Annotated in this window: 21 protein-coding genes and 1 pseudogene; 13 read left to right on the forward strand and 9 right to left on the reverse strand. The window is 44.4% G+C overall.

The genetic code is table 11. The features are described from left to right. Positions 1-11 precede the first annotated feature (11 nt). Entirely contained in the window at positions 12-1,142 is a 1,131-nt protein-coding gene (locus tag ACYX4M_RS08580) for a PepSY-associated TM helix domain-containing protein (protein WP_476082669.1), read from the forward strand. On the opposite strand, the gene ACYX4M_RS08585 is transcribed toward ACYX4M_RS08580, so the two are convergent. Together ACYX4M_RS08585 and ACYX4M_RS08590 are read right to left on the reverse strand one after the other, a co-directional pair. Then, complete coding sequence (locus ACYX4M_RS08585; RefSeq protein ID WP_476082670.1) at positions 1,117-2,556, reverse strand: sensor histidine kinase; 1,440 nt, start codon at positions 2,554-2,556, stop codon at positions 1,117-1,119. The genes ACYX4M_RS08580 and ACYX4M_RS08585 overlap by 26 nt on opposite strands. Next, positions 2,553-3,242 (reverse strand): response regulator transcription factor, encoded by a 690-nt coding sequence (locus ACYX4M_RS08590; RefSeq protein ID WP_476082671.1) that lies wholly within the window; start codon positions 3,240-3,242, stop codon positions 2,553-2,555. The genes ACYX4M_RS08585 and ACYX4M_RS08590 overlap by 4 nt, the downstream gene beginning before the upstream one ends. Before the next feature lie 271 nt (positions 3,243-3,513). Between ACYX4M_RS08590 and ACYX4M_RS08595 the strand changes: the two genes are divergently transcribed. Continuing rightward, positions 3,514-4,638: an MBL fold metallo-hydrolase gene (locus ACYX4M_RS08595; RefSeq protein ID WP_476082672.1), complete on the forward strand. Its 1,125-nt coding sequence runs from the start codon at positions 3,514-3,516 to the stop codon at positions 4,636-4,638. Between the two features lie 517 nt (positions 4,639-5,155). Here the strand turns inward: ACYX4M_RS08595 and ACYX4M_RS08600 are convergent. Continuing rightward, positions 5,156-5,806 carry an MOSC domain-containing protein gene (locus tag ACYX4M_RS08600; protein WP_476082673.1) on the reverse strand — a complete coding sequence of 217 codons (651 nt, stop codon included), beginning with the start codon at positions 5,804-5,806 and terminating at the stop codon, positions 5,156-5,158. Positions 5,807-5,916: 110 nt separating this feature from the next. Between ACYX4M_RS08600 and ACYX4M_RS08605 the strand changes: the two genes are divergently transcribed. The 5 genes and pseudogenes from ACYX4M_RS08605 to dnaB all read left to right on the forward strand — a co-directional run bounded on the left by ACYX4M_RS08605 (position 5,917) and on the right by dnaB (position 10,263). Further along, complete coding sequence (locus ACYX4M_RS08605) at positions 5,917-6,492, forward strand: RNA polymerase sigma factor (RefSeq protein ID WP_476082674.1); 576 nt, start codon at positions 5,917-5,919, stop codon at positions 6,490-6,492. After that, positions 6,485-6,998, forward strand: a pseudogene (locus tag ACYX4M_RS08610) (hypothetical protein). The gene ACYX4M_RS08605 and the pseudogene ACYX4M_RS08610 overlap by 8 nt, the downstream one beginning before the upstream one ends. Before the next feature lie 13 nt (positions 6,999-7,011). Further along, positions 7,012-8,025 (forward strand): DUF4097 family beta strand repeat-containing protein, encoded by a 1,014-nt coding sequence (locus tag ACYX4M_RS08615; RefSeq protein ID WP_476082675.1) that lies wholly within the window; start codon positions 7,012-7,014, stop codon positions 8,023-8,025. 266 nt (positions 8,026-8,291) lie between these two features. Next, positions 8,292-8,762, forward strand: coding sequence for a hypothetical protein (locus ACYX4M_RS08620; protein ID WP_476082676.1), 471 nt, complete (start codon positions 8,292-8,294; stop codon positions 8,760-8,762). A 115-nt stretch (positions 8,763-8,877) separates the two neighbouring features. Beyond that, complete coding sequence (gene dnaB, locus ACYX4M_RS08625; protein ID WP_179984856.1) at positions 8,878-10,263, forward strand: replicative DNA helicase; 1,386 nt, start codon at positions 8,878-8,880, stop codon at positions 10,261-10,263. Positions 10,264-10,416: 153 nt separating this feature from the next. On the opposite strand, the gene ACYX4M_RS08630 is transcribed toward dnaB, so the two are convergent. The 5 genes from ACYX4M_RS08630 to rsd form a co-directional block, all read right to left on the reverse strand. Next, complete coding sequence (locus tag ACYX4M_RS08630; protein ID WP_476082677.1) at positions 10,417-11,619, reverse strand: OmpA family protein; 1,203 nt, start codon at positions 11,617-11,619, stop codon at positions 10,417-10,419. 101 nt (positions 11,620-11,720) lie between these two features. Then, positions 11,721-12,158: a secondary thiamine-phosphate synthase enzyme YjbQ gene (locus ACYX4M_RS08635; protein ID WP_476082678.1), complete on the reverse strand. Its 438-nt coding sequence runs from the start codon at positions 12,156-12,158 to the stop codon at positions 11,721-11,723. Then, on the reverse strand, positions 12,148-12,612 hold the full coding sequence (locus tag ACYX4M_RS08640; protein WP_334059596.1) for a chemotaxis protein CheX: 465 nt from the start codon (positions 12,610-12,612) through the stop codon (positions 12,148-12,150). Before ACYX4M_RS08640 ends, ACYX4M_RS08635 begins: the two co-directional genes overlap by 11 nt. Then, entirely contained in the window at positions 12,602-13,075 is a 474-nt protein-coding gene (locus tag ACYX4M_RS08645) for a transcriptional repressor (RefSeq protein WP_334059597.1), read from the reverse strand. Before ACYX4M_RS08645 ends, ACYX4M_RS08640 begins: the two co-directional genes overlap by 11 nt. Before the next feature lie 35 nt (positions 13,076-13,110). Next, on the reverse strand, positions 13,111-13,575 hold the full coding sequence (rsd, locus tag ACYX4M_RS08650) for a sigma D regulator (protein ID WP_476082679.1): 465 nt from the start codon (positions 13,573-13,575) through the stop codon (positions 13,111-13,113). A gap of 222 nt (positions 13,576-13,797) precedes the next feature. Between rsd and nudC the strand changes: the two genes are divergently transcribed. The 3 genes from nudC to ACYX4M_RS08665 all read left to right on the forward strand — a co-directional run bounded on the left by nudC (position 13,798) and on the right by ACYX4M_RS08665 (position 16,669). Further along, positions 13,798-14,631 carry an NAD(+) diphosphatase gene (gene nudC / locus ACYX4M_RS08655; protein WP_476082680.1) on the forward strand — a complete coding sequence of 278 codons (834 nt, stop codon included), beginning with the start codon at positions 13,798-13,800 and terminating at the stop codon, positions 14,629-14,631. Positions 14,632-14,897: 266 nt separating this feature from the next. Continuing rightward, positions 14,898-15,989 carry a uroporphyrinogen decarboxylase gene (gene hemE / locus ACYX4M_RS08660; protein ID WP_476082681.1) on the forward strand — a complete coding sequence of 364 codons (1,092 nt, stop codon included), beginning with the start codon at positions 14,898-14,900 and terminating at the stop codon, positions 15,987-15,989. Positions 15,990-16,012: 23 nt separating this feature from the next. After that, positions 16,013-16,669: a hypothetical protein gene (locus tag ACYX4M_RS08665; protein ID WP_476082682.1), complete on the forward strand. Its 657-nt coding sequence runs from the start codon at positions 16,013-16,015 to the stop codon at positions 16,667-16,669. A 40-nt stretch (positions 16,670-16,709) separates the two neighbouring features. On the opposite strand, the gene queG is transcribed toward ACYX4M_RS08665, so the two are convergent. Further along, entirely contained in the window at positions 16,710-17,852 is a 1,143-nt protein-coding gene (gene queG, locus ACYX4M_RS08670; RefSeq protein ID WP_476082683.1) for a tRNA epoxyqueuosine(34) reductase QueG, read from the reverse strand. Between the two features lie 6 nt (positions 17,853-17,858). Between queG and ACYX4M_RS08675 the strand changes: the two genes are divergently transcribed. The 3 genes from ACYX4M_RS08675 to ACYX4M_RS08685 all read left to right on the forward strand — a co-directional run bounded on the left by ACYX4M_RS08675 (position 17,859) and on the right by ACYX4M_RS08685 (position 21,345). Further along, a complete protein-coding gene (locus tag ACYX4M_RS08675) occupies positions 17,859-19,358 on the forward strand; it encodes an NAD(P)H-hydrate dehydratase (protein WP_476082684.1) in 1,500 nt (499 codons plus the stop codon). A gap of 69 nt (positions 19,359-19,427) precedes the next feature. Further along, positions 19,428-19,910: a tRNA (adenosine(37)-N6)-threonylcarbamoyltransferase complex ATPase subunit type 1 TsaE gene (gene tsaE / locus ACYX4M_RS08680; RefSeq protein ID WP_476082685.1), complete on the forward strand. Its 483-nt coding sequence runs from the start codon at positions 19,428-19,430 to the stop codon at positions 19,908-19,910. 85 nt (positions 19,911-19,995) lie between these two features. Further along, positions 19,996-21,345, forward strand: coding sequence for an N-acetylmuramoyl-L-alanine amidase (locus ACYX4M_RS08685; RefSeq protein ID WP_476082686.1), 1,350 nt, complete (start codon positions 19,996-19,998; stop codon positions 21,343-21,345). Positions 21,346-21,375: the final 30 nt, after the last annotated feature.

Here is a 21,375-nt window from a genome sequence, read left to right on the forward strand (position 1 = left end):
AGCCAACGCTAATGAAAATTCTTCCATTTAAAAGGTGGGTCTTTTGGGCCCACCTCTTTGCTGGCTTACTGGCGAGCGTAGTTGTTTTTATTATGGCTTTTACTGGAGTATTGCTAACTTACGAGCGCCAGTTTAAAGAGCTAAGTGAAATGGCTTATACACAAACCATTGATACTGGGAAATCTGTAATCTCAACGGATGAAGTGGTTTCAATACTTCGCGAAAAGCATCCGAATGAAGCGCATATTTTCGTTCGATGGGTTAACCGTGAGGGGGCTGCAATTCCAGCATGGGCTGGCGAGCATAGTTATCTTATTCACCCCTATACCGGAGACATACTAAGAGAAGGTGAAGGGATCGTTGAAGAGGCTTTCCATGTCATTACTGACCTGCATCGCTATTTATTGTTGGAAGGAGACTATAAATTAATAGGTAAAACCATAACCGCTTACAGTAATCTTATCTTTGTCTTTTTACTTGTATCTGGCGTTGTTATTTGGTTGCCAAAACACATATCGATTAAGTCTTTAAAACAGCAAACACTATTGCGGCAGCAATACACCAATAAACAGCATCGCCATCGTCATTGGCACTTTGTTTTTGGTGCATGGTCACTGCCCTTTTTACTCGTTATTTCAATGACGGCAACGCTTTTTTATTTTCAATGGGCTAATAAAGCACTGTATGGGCTATATGGTGAGGAAGTACCGGCGCGCGAGAAAAAAGAGATGCCACAGACGCTAGACGCAGACGTTGTCAGCTACGATACGCTATTCGCCCGTGCCCAGCAACATGCCGACGATAATGGGTATCAGGACTGGTATTCGATGTGGTTAGAAATTGGAAAGATGGAAAGTGTAGCGCGATTTTACATTGATAAAAGCATAGGTCACCGACAAGAGTTAGCGTATTCACTGTATTTCGACATGGGCACTGGTGAGATCGCTAGAGTCTTGCATAAAACAGATTGGCCTAGAGGAAGTCAGGCTTGGGGCACTTCTCGATTCTTACATACCGGAGAATTCTATGGCTTTGTAGGTCAGACAATCGCAGGATTAGTCAGCTTGCTTTGCTGTATTTTGGTTTATACTGGCACTTTGCTAAGTGTTCGAAGGCTTATGAACTTGCGAAAGAAGCATTAGAAAGCGTAGGTAGTGTTATGGTAACTATTAGTCCAGTGTGTTTCTTTTCACTAATACCTTTTGCATGAACTCTAGTCGCAGTATTGTTGCTGTCAACGCGGTTTGTCGCTGAAATTTCGCCTCCGACGGCTGCGACCTGACGCTTCGCCAGCGCAAGGCCAAGACCAAAGCCAGAACGTTTTGAAGAATGTAGGTAGGCTTTGTTTGCACGCGCTTTATCAACCCTAAAAAAAGGTTCAAATATGGCGTCTAACATTGAATCGGGTACGCCCACACCTTCGTCAGCTACAGTAATAATGTAGTTTTGGATATCGCTGACCAAGGTCACGCTTACCCCGCTTGACTGCGGGGTATGGCGTAAAGCATTGCGTATAATATTCTCTAATGCCTGCCCCAAGGCAAGCTGACTACTTTTTTCTATACTCGCACATTCCGGCGTGCTTACACATAAGGTTCTATCAGAGTATTCAAAGCGCGCATCTTCACAAATAACATTTATAAGCTCAACTAAGTCAAAATCATCGCTGTTTAATTGAGGTGACTCTGTATTTAGCCACGCAAAAGTGAGTGTATCTTCTACAAGCTCTCTCATTGTACTGGCTTCATAGCGCAAACGGGAAAGAGCTTGTTCACGATTAATATCTTGTTCTACAAAGTCTATCGCCATATCAATGCGAGCAAGAGGTGTGCGAAGCTCATGAGAAAGATCTGCAAGCAAACTTCTTTGGTTATAAATGAGACTGCTCGTTCTTAGGGCCATCTTGTCAAATGTATGGGCAAGCCTAGTAAGCTCGTCATTTCGCTTGGGCATTGCAGCCATTGCACGGGCTTCTAAATTGCCGTTTGCGAAGTCTTTTGTGGCATTTTCTAATTGCTTTAGTGGTGTCATAACATGTCGATAGAGCATAAAACTCAATAGACTTAGTATGACTAAGGGTAGTGCAATTTGTAATGCTAGACGGGTAGCGAGTAATAGGGATCCTGGGCGCATTCGCTGTGGAAGCTGAATCAAAAAGTGCGTGTTATCGTCTACAAAAGGCACTTCCATCACAGGGTTTTCAGAGAAATACAAATGTATTTTCCATTCTGGGCTGCGCCCCATCTGAAACCTGTCAACAAATTCATCTAACATCTCGGTGTCAGCGAATGTGGTCATTTCTGAATTGACTACAGCAAGCCAGGTGTTCTCCTTCGTCCTTATCTCTTTTAAAAAAGCGGCTAATGCTTTTTCTCCCTTTTCCAGATAAATTGTTTCTGCTTTCTCACCATAGGCGTACAGGGTTTCTTGATGAGCCTTATCTAAAAAGCTCATACTGGTTTCAGTGTGATTAGTGAGCCACGCGATAGCCCAGAATAGTAAGACAGTACCAACAGCAATAAATGTGCATAGACGCCAAAGCAGTTTATTCTTCACGAAAAGCGGTACCCTTGACCGTGAACTGTGGCAAGCCGCTCAGGAGGCATACCTGTTTCAACCAACTTTTTACGCACTCTAGAAAGATGCATATCTAGGCTTCTGTCATATCGAGAAAAGGGTTTGTTGAGCACACTGTGGTAGAGAAATGCTTTGCTCAAGGTTTCGCCTTTGTTTTCTACCAGCATCCAAAGAAGTTTAAATTGTATAGGTGTAAATTCGAGTAACTTAGCGTGGTATTTCGTCACCTGTTGAATGCGGTTTAGATAAAGCACATCAACCAATATTTCCGATTTTTGCGTACCCGAACTATTCATCGCTTTGCTACGCCGTAGTATTGCGTCGATGCGAAGCATCATTTCAGTAAAATTGAAGGGCTTAGGCAAATAGTCATCAGCGCCCTTGCGATAGCCTTCAATCCGCTCTTGCTCAGCACCCGAAGCCGTAATCATCATCACAGGTGTTTGCTTTATTTGTCTTAGTTGATGTAGTAATGAAAGACCATTTAGCGAAGGGATGCGTATGTCGAGCAATATTAGGTCAAAGTCTTCTTCAAGCGAAGCATGTAAACCCGCATGACCGTTGCTCTCGTGGCGAGTAACAAACCCCCGAGCCTGCAGCAGCTGCGTAATTTGTTCACTTAACGTTGCGTCGTCTTCAACAATGAGTATTCGGGTTTTACACATAACGGCTTAAGAAATAAATTTTAGTTTATATTATTAATAATCATTATCATTTGCAAATGTCGTTCTTGTTCTTTGCTCACGTTCATTTTGTTACAAATTTACTGTTAAGCGAATACTTTCTCACCTTACAATGATGGTCATCGTCTTGCTGTGTACTATCGTGAGTTGTTTCAAACACACCTTTAATAAAAGCGTGTTAATAGCATACGTACATAGGCACAAAATTAAGCTTTAACTGCAAGACTGGAATTACAAGGACGGGATAATAAAAATGACAAGTTGTACAAAGAAGCAACCAAAGCAGTGGACGTTTTTAACGCCTATCGTAGCTACGTTTTCAATAATTGTGTCAGGGTGTGCTACACCTAATAAGGTTACCCAAGTTGATATTGACGATGCGGTAATTAAGTACTCCAATGAACCTGGCTTCGAGGACAGATTTAGCAATATTTACAACGGTTTTAAAGCATACCCCGTCACTTGTACTAATGATTGCTACCCAGCGTCTGCCGATATTGAATGTGAAAGTGACATGCAAAATTGTCAGTTCGTTGGCGACAACCCGACGGTGAACTTAAACACCGGCTTTACCGTTACCTGGTTAGGGCACGCAAGTTTTTTGCTCAATACCGCAGGTGGCGAGCAAATACTTATCGACCCCGTGTTTGGGCAGTTTGATTGGCCCGTTAATTGGGCGTTTCGATTGGCGGAGGGGTTCAGCCGCAACGAACCCGCTGAGGTAGGTGAAGACAAACTCACACAAACCGATGCTGTGGTTTATTCCCATATTCACTATGATCATTTTAATAAAGCCGATATTTCCGAATTAGGCACAAATCCCGAATATCTTGTTCCGTTAGGTTTCGCAGAGCACTTCCCTAACAGAGGCTATAGCATTAGCGAGATGGCGTGGTATACCAGCAAAAACGTAGGCAACACCGCTATTCACTTCGTGCCTGCCCATCATTTCAGTAACCGAATTTGGGTGCCGTATTTATACGAGGACGACAATGCAACATTGTGGGGTGGTTGGGTCTTTGAGCATGAAGGCAACACCTTGTTCTTTGCGGGAGATACGGGATATTCACCCCACTTCAAAGATATTAAAGCCCGCTTTGGTGATATAGATGTCTGCCTATTACCTATCGCGTCTTATTTCAGCGAAACCTCACCTAAATGGTATCGCAAGGTACATACAACGCCAGAAGATGCCATCGTTGCGGCCCAAGACCTAGGCTGTAAAGCCGTAGTGCCCTGGGGCTATGGAAATGCGAGCTGGATGATGGGTGACAAAACCTCACATTCTGCGCTATTTCGACTGATGAAAATGAAAAAGCAACTAGAACCCGCTATGCCTTGGGTAATTTTAAATGAAGGTGAAAAAGTGTCATTTTAACAGTTGTCTATCATTCAGGTCTTATCACTAATAAACTTGCCCAAACTCACCATTATGGTTACTCTTTAATCAAATAGGAACTAGTGTTATTTTCAAGGATTGAAGGTGTCTAAATTAAGAAATAGTGCTTTTATTGCTTTATCTATTGTTCTTTGCGGCTATATCGGTATTTGGGCATATTTGATAAATGAACGGCCAGTTCAACTCTCAGCGCCTTATAAAAGCTGCATAGACAACTGCAGGGTTAATGTGGAGTACCTGCTTTCTGATTCCGAGAATTATCAGTACGCTTTAATGTATAACGCCCTCAATCTGATTTTCAAGCCGTACGCTAAAGAAGAGGTGGGTTATTACATTTCCTGTAATTCAAAACGGTGTGCACTTTGGGTTTATGTAAATACGCCATCAAAATTGCCTCCCATACTTCGCCGCCTAGAAAATGAAGTTTCTCCGTTTTTTTACAATGGATCACCTCTTTTTCAAGACGGAAATGACAAGACTATCTACTCAAATCATTCTATTTATTCGCAATCTTACCAGCAATCTTTTGGCATTTTCCGCGCCACTCATCATCAAGCGGTTCCAGCTTAGCTAGCTTTTCAGCCAATGCTTTGTCGGCTTTCGTGTGTGCGCACTGCATTAGGGTGTGAACATTGACTGTATCGTCTTCACGGTGCAGTAGTGTCACTTCGTCGCCAACGTTAATGGTGCCGGTTTTAATAACTCGGTAGTACCAGCCAGTAATACCTCGCTCTCCAACAAATCTATCTAAGTTGGGGATGCCAAAGCGGTGAGATATTTTATTGCAAGGCGCGCGCGGAGCACTTACTTGCAACTCTACCTCTCCGAACTTCCAAATGTCTCCGATATAAACGGTGGCATCGTCCATGCCTTCAACACTGATGTTTTCGCCAATACTGCCTAGCGAAAAGTCACCTTCTGGAAAGTGTTTTCTTAACGTCAGATAGTTGGTCGGGTTGAACTGATGTAGCACTTTTTCAGGCCCACCGTGAAGACGTTTGTTGGCTTGTTCGTCCTCATCGGTTCTGTCCATGTGCACGGTTAACGCATCGACGGAGGCTTTAACAATGCTACTTGGTGCCCCACGAGGGCCAAGTGGTTGAGGTTTTCCAGCAAACAAAGCGTCAACAGTAAAGGTGGCAGACATGGCAACTCCAAAAAATTTTTTTGTGTATTTAAACCTTTCTACTATAGGGTACGACTAACCTTATAACACTAATAATGCTAATCAGCATCACAAATAACAAAGAGAAAAGAATGAAACACACACAACAACGTGTTGTACACGCCAATGTGGTGTTTGGTAACAAAGGCGAACACGAGCTTATATCTAAAGCGAAAGAGGGCGACAAACAGGCGTTTAGATCTCTCTACGACGAACATATTGGCCGAGTTTACGCACTGTGTTATCGGCTTACTGGTGAAAAAGGAATGGCAGAAGATGCGTCTCAGGAAGTTTTTATTCAGCTGTGGAAAAAATTGGGTAATTTCGATGGGCAAAGCCAATTTTCCACGTGGTTACACAGCGTTACGGCAAACATTACCATCTCTTATATGCGTAAGCAGAAAGGCTGGGTGCAGCGCATGTTTAACTTAGAGAATAGCGGCATTAACGAAATGCCAGCGCAAGAAAACAGCACCGATGTGGATTTGGAAGCATTGATTATTCGCCTACCAGAGCGTGCCAGAATGGTTTTTGTACTCCACGCACTTGAAGGATACCGCCACGAAGACATTGCCAACATGTTGAATATGGCAGTGGGCTCAAGCAAAGCGCAATTTTTCCGTGCTAAGCAATTATTGAAAGATTTTATGGGAGTCGATGATGAGTGATTTTGATGACAAGCTTGCTCAGCATGTGTCTGGGTTATCGAAAGAGAAGGCAGCCAGAAAGGGACCTATGGCGTGGAATTGAGCTAGGCATAGCGTCTCAACGGAGCGATGCTTCAAATGAAGAGAGCTCACGTTCTACGGTAACTTCAAGACAATGGATGGCTATAGCTGCCAGTGTTTGTTTGGTCACTGTCTTGTGGTTTGCTGCTCCCTTTGCGTTCAAAAGCGATGAAAGTCGAAGCAGTGGATACGCGTTAATTGACGCAATGAGCAGCCAACAGCAGCAGCAAGTTAACAGCCTGCTAGCAAGTTATGAAAGTACACCTGCACTAACACAAGACTGGCAGGAGCAGCTGAAAGAATTAGATGATGCCGCGGATGTTATTAAAGCGGCGTTAAAAGACGATCCAGACAACTCAGCATTAATAAAGATGCTGCATCATGTATATCAACAGCAAATTGCCTTAATTGAGCGAGTGCACGCGCCCAAGTGGCAGCAAATTTAATAAGGGCTTTAAAATGACTAAAAATATGAAAAACACAATATCGGATAAGTTAACGCACATGTTCAGCACATCTAACAGGGCTAAAGCTGTGCTAACTACGGCATTATTAAGCATTGCTACTGCCGCCTTTGCGGGTGAAAAAGTTGATAAAACCATTGATACCTCATCCTCTCCTAAAGTTGATATTGAACATATCGATGGAAAGGCTGACATCCGAGTATGGGATAAAGCTCAGGTACGGGTAACAGGGGAGCTTGGTGATCAAACCGAAGAATTTATTTTTGAAAAGCGCGGAGATGTTGTTGTTATTCACGTAGAGGTGGAGCACCGCTCAAAGAGCTGGTATCAGAAGAGTCGAGATGGTGATGACTTGATAATTTACGTGCCATCGGCAAGCGATCTTCATTACACCGCAGTCAACGCAGATGTGAAAGCTGAAGGAATAACAAAAGCGGTAGATGTAGAAGTCGTCAACGGCAATGTCACACTGGAAAATATTGGAGAGCGCGTTGAGGTTGAATCTGTGAATGGCGATATCTTATTAAAGAACGTCAGAGGCCGTTTAGAAGCAGGCACGGTTAACGGCGATATAGAAGCTACTCACGACGGCAATACGCCTGTAAGTTTTACAGCGGTCAATGGAAAGCTTGATATCGCATCGAGCAGCCCTGACTTATCAGTAGAGACGGTGAATGGACGTATTGATCTATCGTTGCAAAATATTGATAGCCTGCAAATAAATACCGTAAACGGTCGTACTTTTGCAAAATTGGGGCTAAATGCGAATGGCAGTATTAAAGCTAATTCGGTTGGTGGTGCAATGGAGTTTATTTTTCAAGATGATGTGTCAGCCCAGTTTGATATAGAGACACATGCAGGTGGAAATATTGTGAATAATATTAGTGGTGAAAAAGCACAAAAGCCAAAGTATGGGCCTGGAAGCTGGCTACGCTTTATCCACAACGGTGGCGCTGCAAATGTAGATATCTCTACGGTACACGGTCGGGTTGAAATAGACCAAAAGTGAATAAGCTATAGTAAGCTTGATTGAGACTCTAGCTTGAAAAAAGCAATTTAGACCACATTTATTAATTAGTGTATGTGGTGACGTTAAAAAAGCTGCGTTTGTACGCAGCTTTTTTTGTTTGGTCGCTAAATGTTGATATTTGAGCGTTTAGTTAGAACTATAGGGAAAGTTTAAAACTCTATAATCATGCCATTACAAGTAAACTTTTTAGTTGGCTTGTACGTTAAACCATCTGATTTTAATGAATTTTATATATGGAGAGTAAATTGAGTATTATTGGACACGTCAAAAGGTTTTGGCGATTTCATAGCCTAATTATCGGTGCGTTTGGGATATGTGCGCTAACCTTAGGTTGTGCTGTTCAAGAGCCCGCTTATTATGAAGGAACTTGGGTTGTTACTAAAGCTTATAACGTTGGCATTACCGCTCACTCAACAGCTGAATCAGAGCAGTTTCTCGGGCGCTCTGTAACCTACGAAAAAGAGACCGCGAAACTTGACCAAGCCGTTTGCGAGTCACCTGTTTATACCTCCGAAGAGATGAGTGGAAGCGACTTTCACGCTACTTTTGGCGCATCACCGTCGTCACTAGATTTCAGTGATGACACAATCACCCAAGTAAGTTTGGCTTGTTCAGATAACGAGGCAATCATGGGGTCGACACTGATTTTTCAAGAGAACATCAACACTTATACCTTAGTAGATGGCACTTTTCTGAAGCTAGAAAAAACGCTATAGCTCAAGCTGCCTTTTTAGGCTCTCGTGATAAAAGACCTGCTTCCTTTGTTGAGACATGTGCGTTAAAAGCGCATAATATCCAACTGGTTTTTGTGCATTGGAATAGGCTTTACTTGTGGCGTCTGCGTCTAACAACGATAAAAATGTTGATAAATTGAAGGTTCCCCCTCATAGCATTGAGGCTGAGCAGTCTGTTTTAGGCAGCATGCTTATCGACCCTGAAAGCTGGGATAAAGTCGCGGAACTCGTTACCGATAACGACTTTTACAATCGTTCACATCAAATAATCTTTCGTGCTATTACGCGATTGCTTAATAGCAGTCAGCCTATCGATCTTATAACGGTTTCAGAAGAGCTCGAAAAGCACGATGAACTGGAAGATGCGGGTGGTTTTGCGTATCTCGGCGAGCTAGCGAAAAATACTCCAAGTTCTGCAAACGTAGTCTCTTATGCACAAATTATCAGCGAGCGTGCTATTACCCGTGAGCTTATCGGTGTAGCCCATGAAATAGCTGAAGTAGGTTACAACCCTGAGGGCCGAGACAGCGCAGACATTCTTGATCTTGCGGAAAGTAAAGTTTTTGAAATAGCAGAACGAAGAACCGGTGAGAACGAGGGGCCTCGTGATGTCGAATCTATTCTAGGCAAGACCATCGACCGTCTTGAAGAGCTGGTAAAAACCAACAAAGAAGTGACGGGGGTTACAACTGGCTTTACTGACTTAGACAAAATGACCAGTGGTATGCAGCCTTCTGACCTTATCATTGTGGCGGCGCGTCCATCAATGGGTAAAACCACCTTTGCAATGAACTTGATTGAAAACGCCATGATGGCGGAAGAAAAGCCGGTGCTTGTTTTCAGTCTTGAGATGCCTTCTGAACAAATCATGATGCGTATGTTGGCGTCATTAAGCCGTGTTGATCAAACGAAGATTCGTACCGCTCAGCTAGACGATGAAGACTGGGCGCGTATATCCAATACTATGGCTATGCTTAAAGATAAAGACAGCTTGTTCGTTGATGATTCTTCGGGTCTAACACCTATGGATGTGCGAAGTCGAGCCCGTAAACTCGCGCGAGAGCGCGGTGGAATCAGCCTCATCATGGTGGATTACCTTCAGCTTATGCGTGTACCGTCGCTAAGCGATAACCGTACGTTGGAAATTGCCGAAATATCACGGTCATTGAAGGCGCTTGCTAAAGAACTTGAAGTACCCGTAGTTGCGTTGTCGCAGCTTAACCGTACGCTAGAACAACGTGCCGATAAACGCCCAGTTAACTCTGACCTTCGTGAATCTGGTTCAATCGAGCAGGATGCCGACCTTATTATGTTTATCTATCGCGATGAGGTTTATCACGAAAACAGCGAATATAAAGGCATTGCAGAGATTATTATTGGTAAACAGCGTAACGGCCCAATCGGTACCTGCCGTCTTACCTTCCAAGGCCAGTTTTCTCGCTTTGATAACTATGCAGGCCCTGCCATCGCAGATGAGTACTAAGGCACTTTATTGGTTTGAGTTAATTGTCTATCAAACTAGCAAGCTGTAATTGAATAGCGTGAGACACTCGTTTTTGTAAAACGCTATTTAGGACGGATCAACAGATACAAAAAAGGCGCCTTTCGGCGCCTTCTTCAATTCATATAGTATGAATTATTTTTCTTCAGCTACTTTCACTGTGTCTTTAACTGTCACTGAAATGCGACGGTTAACACGGTGTGCTTCAGAATCGTTATCAGTATCTAGAAGCTGAGATTCGCCGTAACCGATAGTCTCTAGACGAGAACCGTCGATACCGTACATGTCTACCATTACTTCTTTAAAGTTAGCAGCACGACGCTTTGAAAGGTCCATGTTGTAAGCTTCAGTACCTGGTGCAGAAGTGTGACCTTCTACTACAGCAGTTGTTGAAGGGTATTGCTTCATGAACTCAGCGAATTCAGAGATCTCTGGATCCTTAGGCATTTTAACAACAGCGCTTTCGTTGTCGAATAGAACGCGTAGCGTGATTTCTACTGTCTCTTCGTCAAATACTGTACAACCTTTAGCATCAACTTTTACGCCAGCCGGTGTATCTGGACACATGTCTTTGCTGTCTACAACGCCATCGTTGTCAGCATCTTTAAGCGCACAGCCAGTAGCATCTACTTTAGTGCCCGCTGGAGTGTTAGGACACTGGTCAACACTGTTTAGAACGCCGTCGTTGTCGTTATCAACGCTACAGCCAGTCGCATCGACGCGAACGCCTGCTGGAGTCATTGGGCACTGGTCTTTGCCATCTACAACGCCGTCGTTGTCGCTGTCTTTAGGTGCTGAAGGTGTCGCTTTACCAAACGGTACGGCTAAACCTAGCTTGATGCTGTAATCGTTATAATCTTCGCCGAAGTCATGGTAAGCGGCAACTTCAGTAATTAATTTAATATTCTCATGAACATCCCAGTGCTTACCAATACCGATGTTACCAAGAGTTGTAGAGTCAAGAACAGCTTGGCGCTTTACACCACCGAATAGGAACCACTGGTCATTTGGCATGAAGTACATTACATCAACGCCGGTCATTTCACCGTCGTCTTCAGCCGAATTCCCCGCATTATCAGTATATTCTAGCTCTAATGCAGTAAATTCAACTCTTGCAGCCCAGCTTTGAGTGAAACGGAAACCGTACTCAACAGTTAGGCCGATACCGTTATCGTCCGCAACGCCCTCATTGAAAGGTCTAGACTCATCAGTGTTGTAGTACATCGCGGAGCCACCAAACCAACTTTTATACGCTGGTTCAGAAGAGTCTTGAGCAAATGCATTGGTAGATGAAAGTACAGCAAGAGATAGCGCTGCCATTTTAAAGTGTTGTTTCATAGTCACATCCTGTTTAACGTTGAGTGATTATCGATTTTAGATAATTTTGTGTTGTGCTTGTCGTCATAAGCAAGCACAAATTGTGCCATTTATAATATGGGTTAGGCTGCAATCCCTTGTAATGTGGCAATAATTGTTCGTCTTCCACCATGATCTCGGTGTTCACCGAGCATGATACCCTGCCACGTACCAAGTGCAAGTTTGCCTTGTTGGACAGGAATGGTAAGTTGACAGCCTAGTATACTCGATTTTAAGTGAGCAGGCATATCATCTTTACCTTCATAAGTATGCCTGAAAAAAGGAAGCTCTTCTTTTACACTATTGTTGAAAAAAGCCTCCATATCATGCCTCACTGTGGGGTCGGCATTTTCGTTTATTGTTAAACTTGCACTGGTGTGCTGAAGCCACAGATGTAGAAGCCCGATTTCAACATGCCGAATACTTGGGAGTGAAGACTCCACCTGTTCGGTGATCAGGTGAAATCCTCTGGGGTAGCTATTGAGTGTAATTTTTTCAGAGTGCCAGAAATTATTTGTCAAAACAGATTTCCAAATGCGCTAATCCTTCATCGCACATGAAAGGGAGAATAATTTTAGCACCGTCAACCTGATGGCTAATAGTGTGTTGCTTTCCCGATACAACGATAGGTGTTGCCATTCCGAACTCGAATCCGCGTTCTGCTAGATCTCGCTTTGCATTCCCGCAAATCATATTAGTGACCTCACCGACCATATCACCCACTTCAGCATCAAGTTTTTCAGGACGCTCTCCCACCATTCGCTCCATAATAGTAAGGGCAAGTGTTTCATCGAACGTGATAGACATAGAACCGCGAACATCTGGACCCACCATGCCTATCAAGCCAGAAACATCACCTTTAGCGATATCGCTTTGCTTGCGTTTAGGCTTGCCCGGCGTCAACTTGGTCTGTGCCATCGTTTCTAGCACGTTTAGCAGGCCGGCAATAAAAGGGTTCACAAAATCAGCATTCATGTGCACTCTCCTGGGCAGTGGGCGCTTCGGTTTGTTGACAGTCGGCACATAATCCATGGGCCTCGATGGTTTGTTTCGACACTTTAAAGCCGTGTTGTTTTGCCTGATTATCGAGAGTATCTTGAAGGCCTTCAGACTGAATCTCGGCAACATCACCGCAGCTGTCACAAATTAAAAACTGAACGGGGTGGTTACATCCAAAATGGTAACAGGCAACGAACGCATTGGTAGACTCTAAGCGATGAATAAAGCCAAAGTCGAGAAGAAAATCCAAGGCGCGATACACAGTTGCAGGCTTTGCGCTGGATTCTGTTTCTTTTAATGAGTCGAGTAGTTCATAAGCACCCATGGGGCCGTGCTTCGATACAAGAATCTCGTACACCTTTTCTCTAAGCGGTGTAAATCTGGCGCCGCGCTGTTCGCAATAAGCGCGCGCTTTATGAATAAGTGTGGTTTTGTTCATTGATGATAACCGTAAACTCGACTGTCATTGTTATATTAAAGCGTCACTTCTGGATCACGTTTGTTTGTGTGGACGTGAGCAATTAACTCATCCTCCAAGGCAAAACGCTCTTCTAGTGTTTCTCCTAACTGGGCTAGGGCGCAATCGAAGCGCGACGCTTGCTCTGGGGTCACGGCTTGTGCAAACGTATCGTTGAATTCCAGTGCAGCGTCAGTAGTTTTTGTCAATTCAGGGTAAAGCTTGTCCCGCAGTGCCGAACCCTCACTGTCACCCTCAACTAAAATATCGAAAACTTCGAAGTGACCAGCAGAGAGATAATCGAGTAAAGCACCACAAAAGTTTGCGATTTCATCGGCATCGGGTAAACACTCGCTCTGACTGTTAACGCCGGCAAGTTCACAGTACGAGACTAGTAAAGCTTGTCTGTCTAAAAGCCAGCGGTCTATGACCTGGCTTTTACCACCCCATTTAGATTTAACGCTTTCCAACTGTTGCAACATTGTATGCTACCCGTTTAGCGACAATAAGTTTCAGTATAACACCGTGCACTAGCGACACAAATTTTGCACGAAAAAGATTACAGTAAAAACATGGTACTAAGATAGACTGAAAAGCAATTAGCGTTTCGCTGACCTTGAATTTACAACTTTTGGTCTGAATGAACGGTAACCTTTATTTGTCCCTAGTGTATGATGAATTCAGGAGCACAGGAGTAACACAAGATGATGATGAAATTAGATGAGGGAAAATTGATTACCCAGCAGGCAATGTGGGTGGTATTTAGCCGCAGTAAAATTCTAATACATGAATCATCTGAGTCTATCCCCGTCGCTTACTTAAGTGAAATTCCGTTTTTGGCGTCATATGTTGATGAAATACATCAACTTCCCCCCCTAAATGACACTGCGCACAGAGACTTGCCTGTTTTTGTTGTGGATTTAGGAGCTGAATATGTAGACGAACCCGGCTGGGAAACAGTTTCACTTAGGCAGCTTCTTTTTGCTGAGTATGACATTGCTTTTTCTGTAATAGGCAGAGCATGGCAATATATTCATTTTTTGCGTACCCATCAGTTTTGTGGTCAGTGTGGTGCTAAAACGGAGCGCGTTGATTGGGAAATGGCAATGCAGTGTCACCGCTGTCAGCATCGAACTTATCCAAGGGTTTCACCTTGTATAATCGTCTCTATTCACAACAATGAAAAAATACTATTAGCAAAAGGGGTTCGCCACAAAGAATCCAATATGTACTCAACCCTTGCCGGCTTTGTAGAAAGTGGTGAAAGTCTGGAACAAGCTGTTCATCGAGAAGTATTTGAAGAGGTTGGCGTAAAAGTTAAAAACCTTCGTTACTACAATAGTCAACCTTGGCCGTTTCCTCACTCTCTCATGGTCGGATTTATTGCTGAGTATGACGGTGGGGAAATTCGTTGCCAGGAAAACGAGATAGATGACGCACAGTGGTTTGACATAGATGCATTGCCGACTACTCCACCGAAGGTCTCTATCGCGGGACAACTCATCGCTAAAACAATGTCTCTAATTAGCAACAAATAAAAAACCCTGCCGAGGCAGGGTTTCAATAAGTTTAGCACGGTCCCGTGGAGGGCTTCTTTTCTTTAACGGTTATAGTAATAGCAAACACTTACTCTTAGTGCAAGTTACTTTTTAATCACCGTGCAAGCAATGTTCGTCGTCATTTATCGACACTATGTCGATTTATCGTAAAAACGTCGATTTTTTAACACAGGTTTTAGCACACCTTGTTCAGAATGCTGGTATACTTCGCGGCTCGATTATGTACAGTTATTTAGGTGAGTTATATGTCGCAAAATTTCCCCAGTGTTGATAAGCCCGCGTTGAAGAACGATCGTTATTTACGTGCGTTACTTAAACAGCCGGTTGATGTGACACCTGTATGGATGATGCGACAAGCGGGACGTTACCTGCCAGAATATAAAGCGACACGTGCAGTAGCAGGCGACTTTATGTCGTTATGCAAAAATGCTGAGCTTGCCTGTGAAGTAACGTTGCAGCCTTTACGCCGTTTTCCTCTTGATGCCGCTATTCTTTTCTCTGATATTTTGACTATCCCAGATGCAATGGGGCTTGGTCTTTACTTTGAAACAGGCGAGGGTCCACGTTTTAAGAATCCAATTACGTGCAAAGCGGATGTGGATAAAATCGGTCTGCCGGATCCAGAAGGCGAGCTGCAGTATGTAATGAATGCGGTTCGCACCATTCGCCGAGAGTTGAAAGGTGAAGTACCATTAATTGGCTTTTCTGGAAGTCCTTGGACACTAGCCACCTATATGATCGAAGGTGGGTCGAGTAAGGCCTTTACCAAAATCAAAAAAATGGCGTTTGCTGAGCCAGCCACGCTACACGCATTGTTAGCCAAACTAGCCGACTCGGTAACTGAATACCTTAATGCGCAGATTGCAGCGGGCGCCCAATCTGTCATGGTATTTGATACATGGGGCGGTGTGTTGTCTCCTCGTGATTACAAACAGTTCTCGCTTCAGTACATGGAGCGTATTGTAAGTGGTTTAACTCGTGAAAATGAAGGCCGTAAAGTGCCTGTTACTTTGTTCACGAAAAACGGTGGTATGTGGTTAGAATCAATTGCAGCAACGGGTTGTGACGCGGTCGGTTTAGATTGGACTATCGATATTAAAGAAGCGCGTGCACGTATTGGCGATAAAGTTGCGCTTCAAGGCAATATGGATCCTTCTATGCTTTACGCTCAGCCGCAACGAATCGAACAGGAAGTGGCGTCTATTCTAGAAGGCTATGGTGAAGGAAGCGGTCACGTATTTAATTTAGGGCACGGAATTCATTTAGACGTGCCACCAGAGAACGCTGGCGTGTTTGTAAACGCAGTGCATGAACTTAGTAAGCAGTACCACAAGTAAGCGTTTCGACAAAAAGGACTGGAATGAAAGCGTGGCTTGTGGTGCTACTAATAGCGTTTACGTTGATAGCGGGATATAAATTCTCTGGTTATCAACATCAGCTAAGTGAATCTAATGCAGAGAAAGAGCGACTAACAACGGTGTTAGAGCGCTCTCGCGCCACGGAAGCCAGCGAACTTAAAGTCATTAAGCCTGCCGCTAAGCTAGCAAAAAGCGAAAGCAAAGCACCGCGCCTTGTTGACGTCGACGATACTGAATTGGCCAGCGCGCAATTTGCACAAAGCACTCATTCAATACTACCCGACTCGTTTTATAAGAAAACAGTAGGTTCACTTAATAACTTTTTTGCCTTATCTCCCAATAAAGAACGCTTCATGTTGGAGTCGGTAACGTGTGGAAATGGGCTCTGTGAAATAACAGGTGAGTACGATGGTTCTGAAACTGAGTTATCTTTGGTGATTGCAGCTTTAGAAAAAGAGCCATGGTGGCAGTTTGGTTCACCAACCATTACTACAAAGGAAATTCAGCGCGGTTTGAGATTAAATGTGTCTTTTGTTGCCTCATATTTGCCAAGCGCTAAAGTACAAAACGGTACAAGTGCCCGAGTACAAAATACAAATGGTGCTCAGCCCGACTCGAATAATCAAATTGGAGCGGACCACATAGCATCAGCAGGATAACGTTATAATTCACGTTTAATGCTGCTGTTACGAGTAAATCTTAAGCGTCTCTGGGTAAGCCTTTTTCAACAACCCGTATCAGCCGAGCTTGTTGCCTGCTGTCACCACTTGCAGTTTGTTGTTTGTCTTGCTGTTGCGCAATAGCCCAATCAATGTGCCTGTCTACTAAGTCGCTTACACACCCCCGCCTTTCTTCTAAAAGCTTAATGCTTTTTTCATTATAAGGAGCATTGCCTAGCGCAACGGCGATATTTCTCTGCCACTTTTCAAATCCGATACGCCTGATAGGCGAGCCTTCGGTATTGCGTAAAAAGGTTTCTTCAGACCAACTAAACAAATCATTAAGACTTTGACCATGCAATACCCGCCTAGGATGAAAGTCTTCTTCACTAGTGATATCGGCGAAACGATTCCAAGGACAGACAAGCTGACAATCATCACAGCCGTAAATGCGATTGCCCATCTTGGGTCGTAGTTCTTCGGGTATGTCTTTATCCGACTCAATGGTGAGGTAGGAAATACAGCGGCGAGCGTCTACTTTATACGGCGCTACAATCGCGTTCGTCGGGCAGATGGTTAAGCACGCCGTGCAGCTTCCACAGCCTTCTTCGATAGGTGTATCCACCGGCAGCGGTAAATTAATAAAAAGCTCCCCTAAGAAAAACCAAGAGCCCGCTTCTCTATTAAGCGTCAAGCTGTGCTTTCCTGTCCAACCGACCCCTGCTTTCTCTGCAATGGCATGTTCCAGAACGGGGGCTGAATCTACAAACGGGCGGTATTGGGTATGCGCAAGGGATGCGGTAATTTTTTCACCAAGCTGTTTTAAGCGCTTACGTAACACTTTGTGGTAGTCACGGCCCAACGCATAGCGGCTTATATAGCCTATTTCTGGCTCTTTTAAATGCTTAGCGAACGAGGCATCAGGAGGTAAGTAATTCATGCGAACACTGATTACACGCAATGTGCCCGGGACCAGTTCATCTGGCCGAGCACGCTTCATCCCATGGCTTTCCATAAAGGCCATATCACCGTGGTAGCCCTTGTCTAACCATTCCTGTAGATGTGACTCGTGCTGATGTAGATCAATATCGCTGATGCCAACCTGTTGAAAGCCTAGCGCTGTACCCCAAGCCTTGATATTGTTGGTCAATTCAACAAGGTCGATAGAACTAATTTCGGACATGTGCTTATGCTAGATACTCAATTAACGTCAAGTTTATCATACAAACTATTTCGGGCCGATCAGGTTAGAGAAAATGAAGGGCAAGCTGCTGCCGACTCTGGCTGTGACATGTTCACCTTAATGCAAAGAGCCGGCGATGTGGTATTTAAGCAATGCTTAGAGCTAATGCCTAATTCAGATATTTATTTGGTGTTAGTAGGCCAAGGTAACAATGCAGGCGACGGCTATATTGCTGCTATCAACGCAAAACTCGCAGGTAAACAAGTTCACCTCTGTGCGGTTGAGCCCGAACGTACCCTCGAAGGGGACGCGGGTAAAGCACAGCAGCGCTGGCTTGATGCAGGTGGTAGCATAAACGGCTTCGATGCAGGGTTATTAGAAAAATCTGATGTTGTTATTGACGCCCTTCTAGGTACAGGTATAAATAGTTACATTCGCAACGAGTTTGCCGATGTTATCGACGCTGTAAATGCTTCAACAACACCTGTTGTAAGTGTAGATGTGCCATCTGGACTTGATGCAAATACAGGACAGAGCTTGGGCCGCTGTGTTCAAGCCGATATTACAGTGACATTTGTGGGTATAAAGCCTGGGCTAGTCACTGGTGCAGGCAAGCAATCATGCGGCAAACTGGTCTACGCTGATTTGGGTATAGGTAAAGCTTTTCAAGCATTAGCCAAAGCCAGCGCCACTATGCTGAATATCGACCACTTTAGAGGGATGGGTCCTAGGGAGATCAACAGTCACAAAGGCACTTACGGACGGTTGCTATGTATTGGCGGAAACCGAGGAACTGCAGGAGCTATCCGACTCGCCAGCGAAGCGGCACTTCGAAGCGGTGCGGGTATGGTGCGTGTGTATACCCATGAATCTTCAGTAGTTCAGGTAAGTGCCGGCAGGCCTGAACTTATGGTAACCGACTTTAATTTGGAAGACGCACTTGCTTGGGCGACCTGCGTGGTTATTGGACCAGGTCTTGGGCAAGATGACTGGGCTGAAGAAACATTTGAAGTCACAATGAAGCATTGTCAAAGTCAAAACAAGCCTGTGGTTATCGACGCTGACGCGCTTAACCTTTTGTGTCAGCAATCCACCGCGTACACCTTGTCGGACAGTATTTTAACCCCTCACGCGGGTGAAGCAGCGCGCCTACTGGGTGTTTCTATTGACGATGTAGAAAGTGACCGCTTTAACTATGCAAGACAATGTTCACAGCGATACCACTCCGTCTGTGTACTCAAAGGGGCGGGCACGCTTATCGATAACGAAAAGAAAACCTGGGTTTGCCGCCACGGTAACCCCGGTATGGCCACGGCAGGAAGCGGTGATGTGCTAAGCGGAATTCTAGGCGCATTGCTTGCACAAGGTGTAGAAACGGATATTGCAGCAAAGTATGGCGTGGTGCTTCATGCGAAGGCAGGTGATGATATTGCCCAACTGTACGGTCAACGTGGTATGATAGCGAGTGATTTGTTCGACGCAGTGCGTGCGCTTATCAACCACTAAATAGGTTGGTTTTGTCTTAAACGGGCAGGCATCTACTGTGTTATCTTCTATTACTGTGGAATATTGTTGATGTCTTACCCGCATACCTCTTTTTTTGCTAATGAAGTAGATGATACCGCGCAGCTTGCCAAAGACTTAGCGCAAGCTGTTTCTAGTCAACTCCCTACCGATGCTGTTATTTACCTCAACGGTGATTTAGGGGCAGGAAAAACGACATTTAGCCGTTATTTTATTCAGTCTTTAGGCCATTCAGGTAGCGTTAAAAGTCCAACTTATACACTGGTTGAACCTTATGAGTTAAATAGCGTCAATATTTATCACTTCGACCTGTATCGCTTGGCCGACCCAGAAGAACTAGAGTTCATGGGAATTCGCGATTACTTCGGCTCGGGCGCAATAGCGCTTATTGAATGGTCGGAAAAAGGCGGCGAATACTTGGCATCCCCAGACTTAGTGATTAGTATAAATATTACGCCATCGGGTAGACAGTTTAATTTGGAAGCAAAAAGTGCCCATGGTGCTAAGTTGCTTCAACAATGTAAACGCGTGTAGCGAACATTTGAGTTGAAAGAAACATTGAACAATTAGCGGCTCCGATGTTTACGAGAGTGGCATGACAATAACATAAAGGCTAATTATGGTGCGCAGTATAGTTTCGGTATTATTCTTGTGTTTCGTGGTGCAGTTTGCATACGGCGCACAAAATAACATCGACGGAGTAAGAATATGGCCGTCGCCGGACAATACACGTGTCGTTTTCGATATGAAGTCTGCGCCAGATTTCACTTACTTTACTTTGAAAAACCCAGTTCGCTTGGTTATCGATCTTAAAAATACTAGTGATTCTGCAAACCTTTCAGGCGTTGAAAATAGCGGTAACTTAATTAAAAAACTGCGATACTCGACCCCTAAAAATAAGTCATCGGCTAGGATAGTTGTTGAACTTAACAGAAGTACAAAGCCCTCATTGTTTGCTGTGACGCCTAGCGGCTCTCTTGGTCACAGGCTTGTGGTTGACCTACCTGACAGTTCGCCTAAAAAGTCCACTACATTGTCGGCATCGACATCAATAGGCTCAGTGGTAATTGACGATAAAAGTAGCGCCCGTGATAGAGATATTATCGTTGCCATTGATGCCGGACACGGTGGACACGACCCAGGCTCAGTTGGACCTGCAGGGACGTATGAAAAGCACATCACGCTGAGCATAGCCAAAAAGCTTGAAAACAAAATCAATCGAGAACCCGGTATGCGTGCCATAATGACACGCGGCGGTGACTATTATATTTCTCCCAATCGTCGTCCTGAGATTGCCAGAGAGAAAAAAGCTGACTTACTTATCTCTATTCACGCCGATGCGTTTAGTCAACCACAGCCGCGAGGTGGCTCGGTATGGGTGCTCTCAACACGCAGGGCCGACACTGAACTAGGTCGCTGGTTAGAAAAATCAGAGCGCCATTCTGAGCTGTTAGGCGGTGCCGCTGAAGTGATTAATGATAAGTCCAGCGAACGATACCTTACTGAAACCATACTGGGCTTATCTATGGATCACAGCATGGCGACCAGCCATGATTTAGGTAATAAAGTGGTAGAAGAGTTGAAGCAAGTGACCAGCCTTCATAAAAGAAAGCCACAAGCTGCTAGCTTTGCTGTGTTGACTGCGCCAGATATCCCGTCAATATTAGTTGAAGTTGGTTTTATATCGAACCCGCAAGAAGAGAAAAACCTAAACTGGTCGAAATATCGCGAGCGCTTGGCGAATGCTATGTTCAAGGCAACCAAGCGCTACTTCAAGCAAATACCGCCTGATGGTACACTGTGGGCTCAAGAAAAAGCGAACAGCAGGACGCACAGAGTCAGAAGCGGTGAATCGCTTTCACTATTGGCACAGCGCTACAATGTGAAAGTGAGCAGTATTAAAGCTGCTAACGATCTTTCGAGTGATGTTGTTCGCGTAGGACAGGTATTAAATATTCCGAGAACATAAACCAAGGTTCAGTTTTACCGGACATTACCA

Source organism: Alteromonas sp. ABV4_150 (assembly GCF_056311745.1).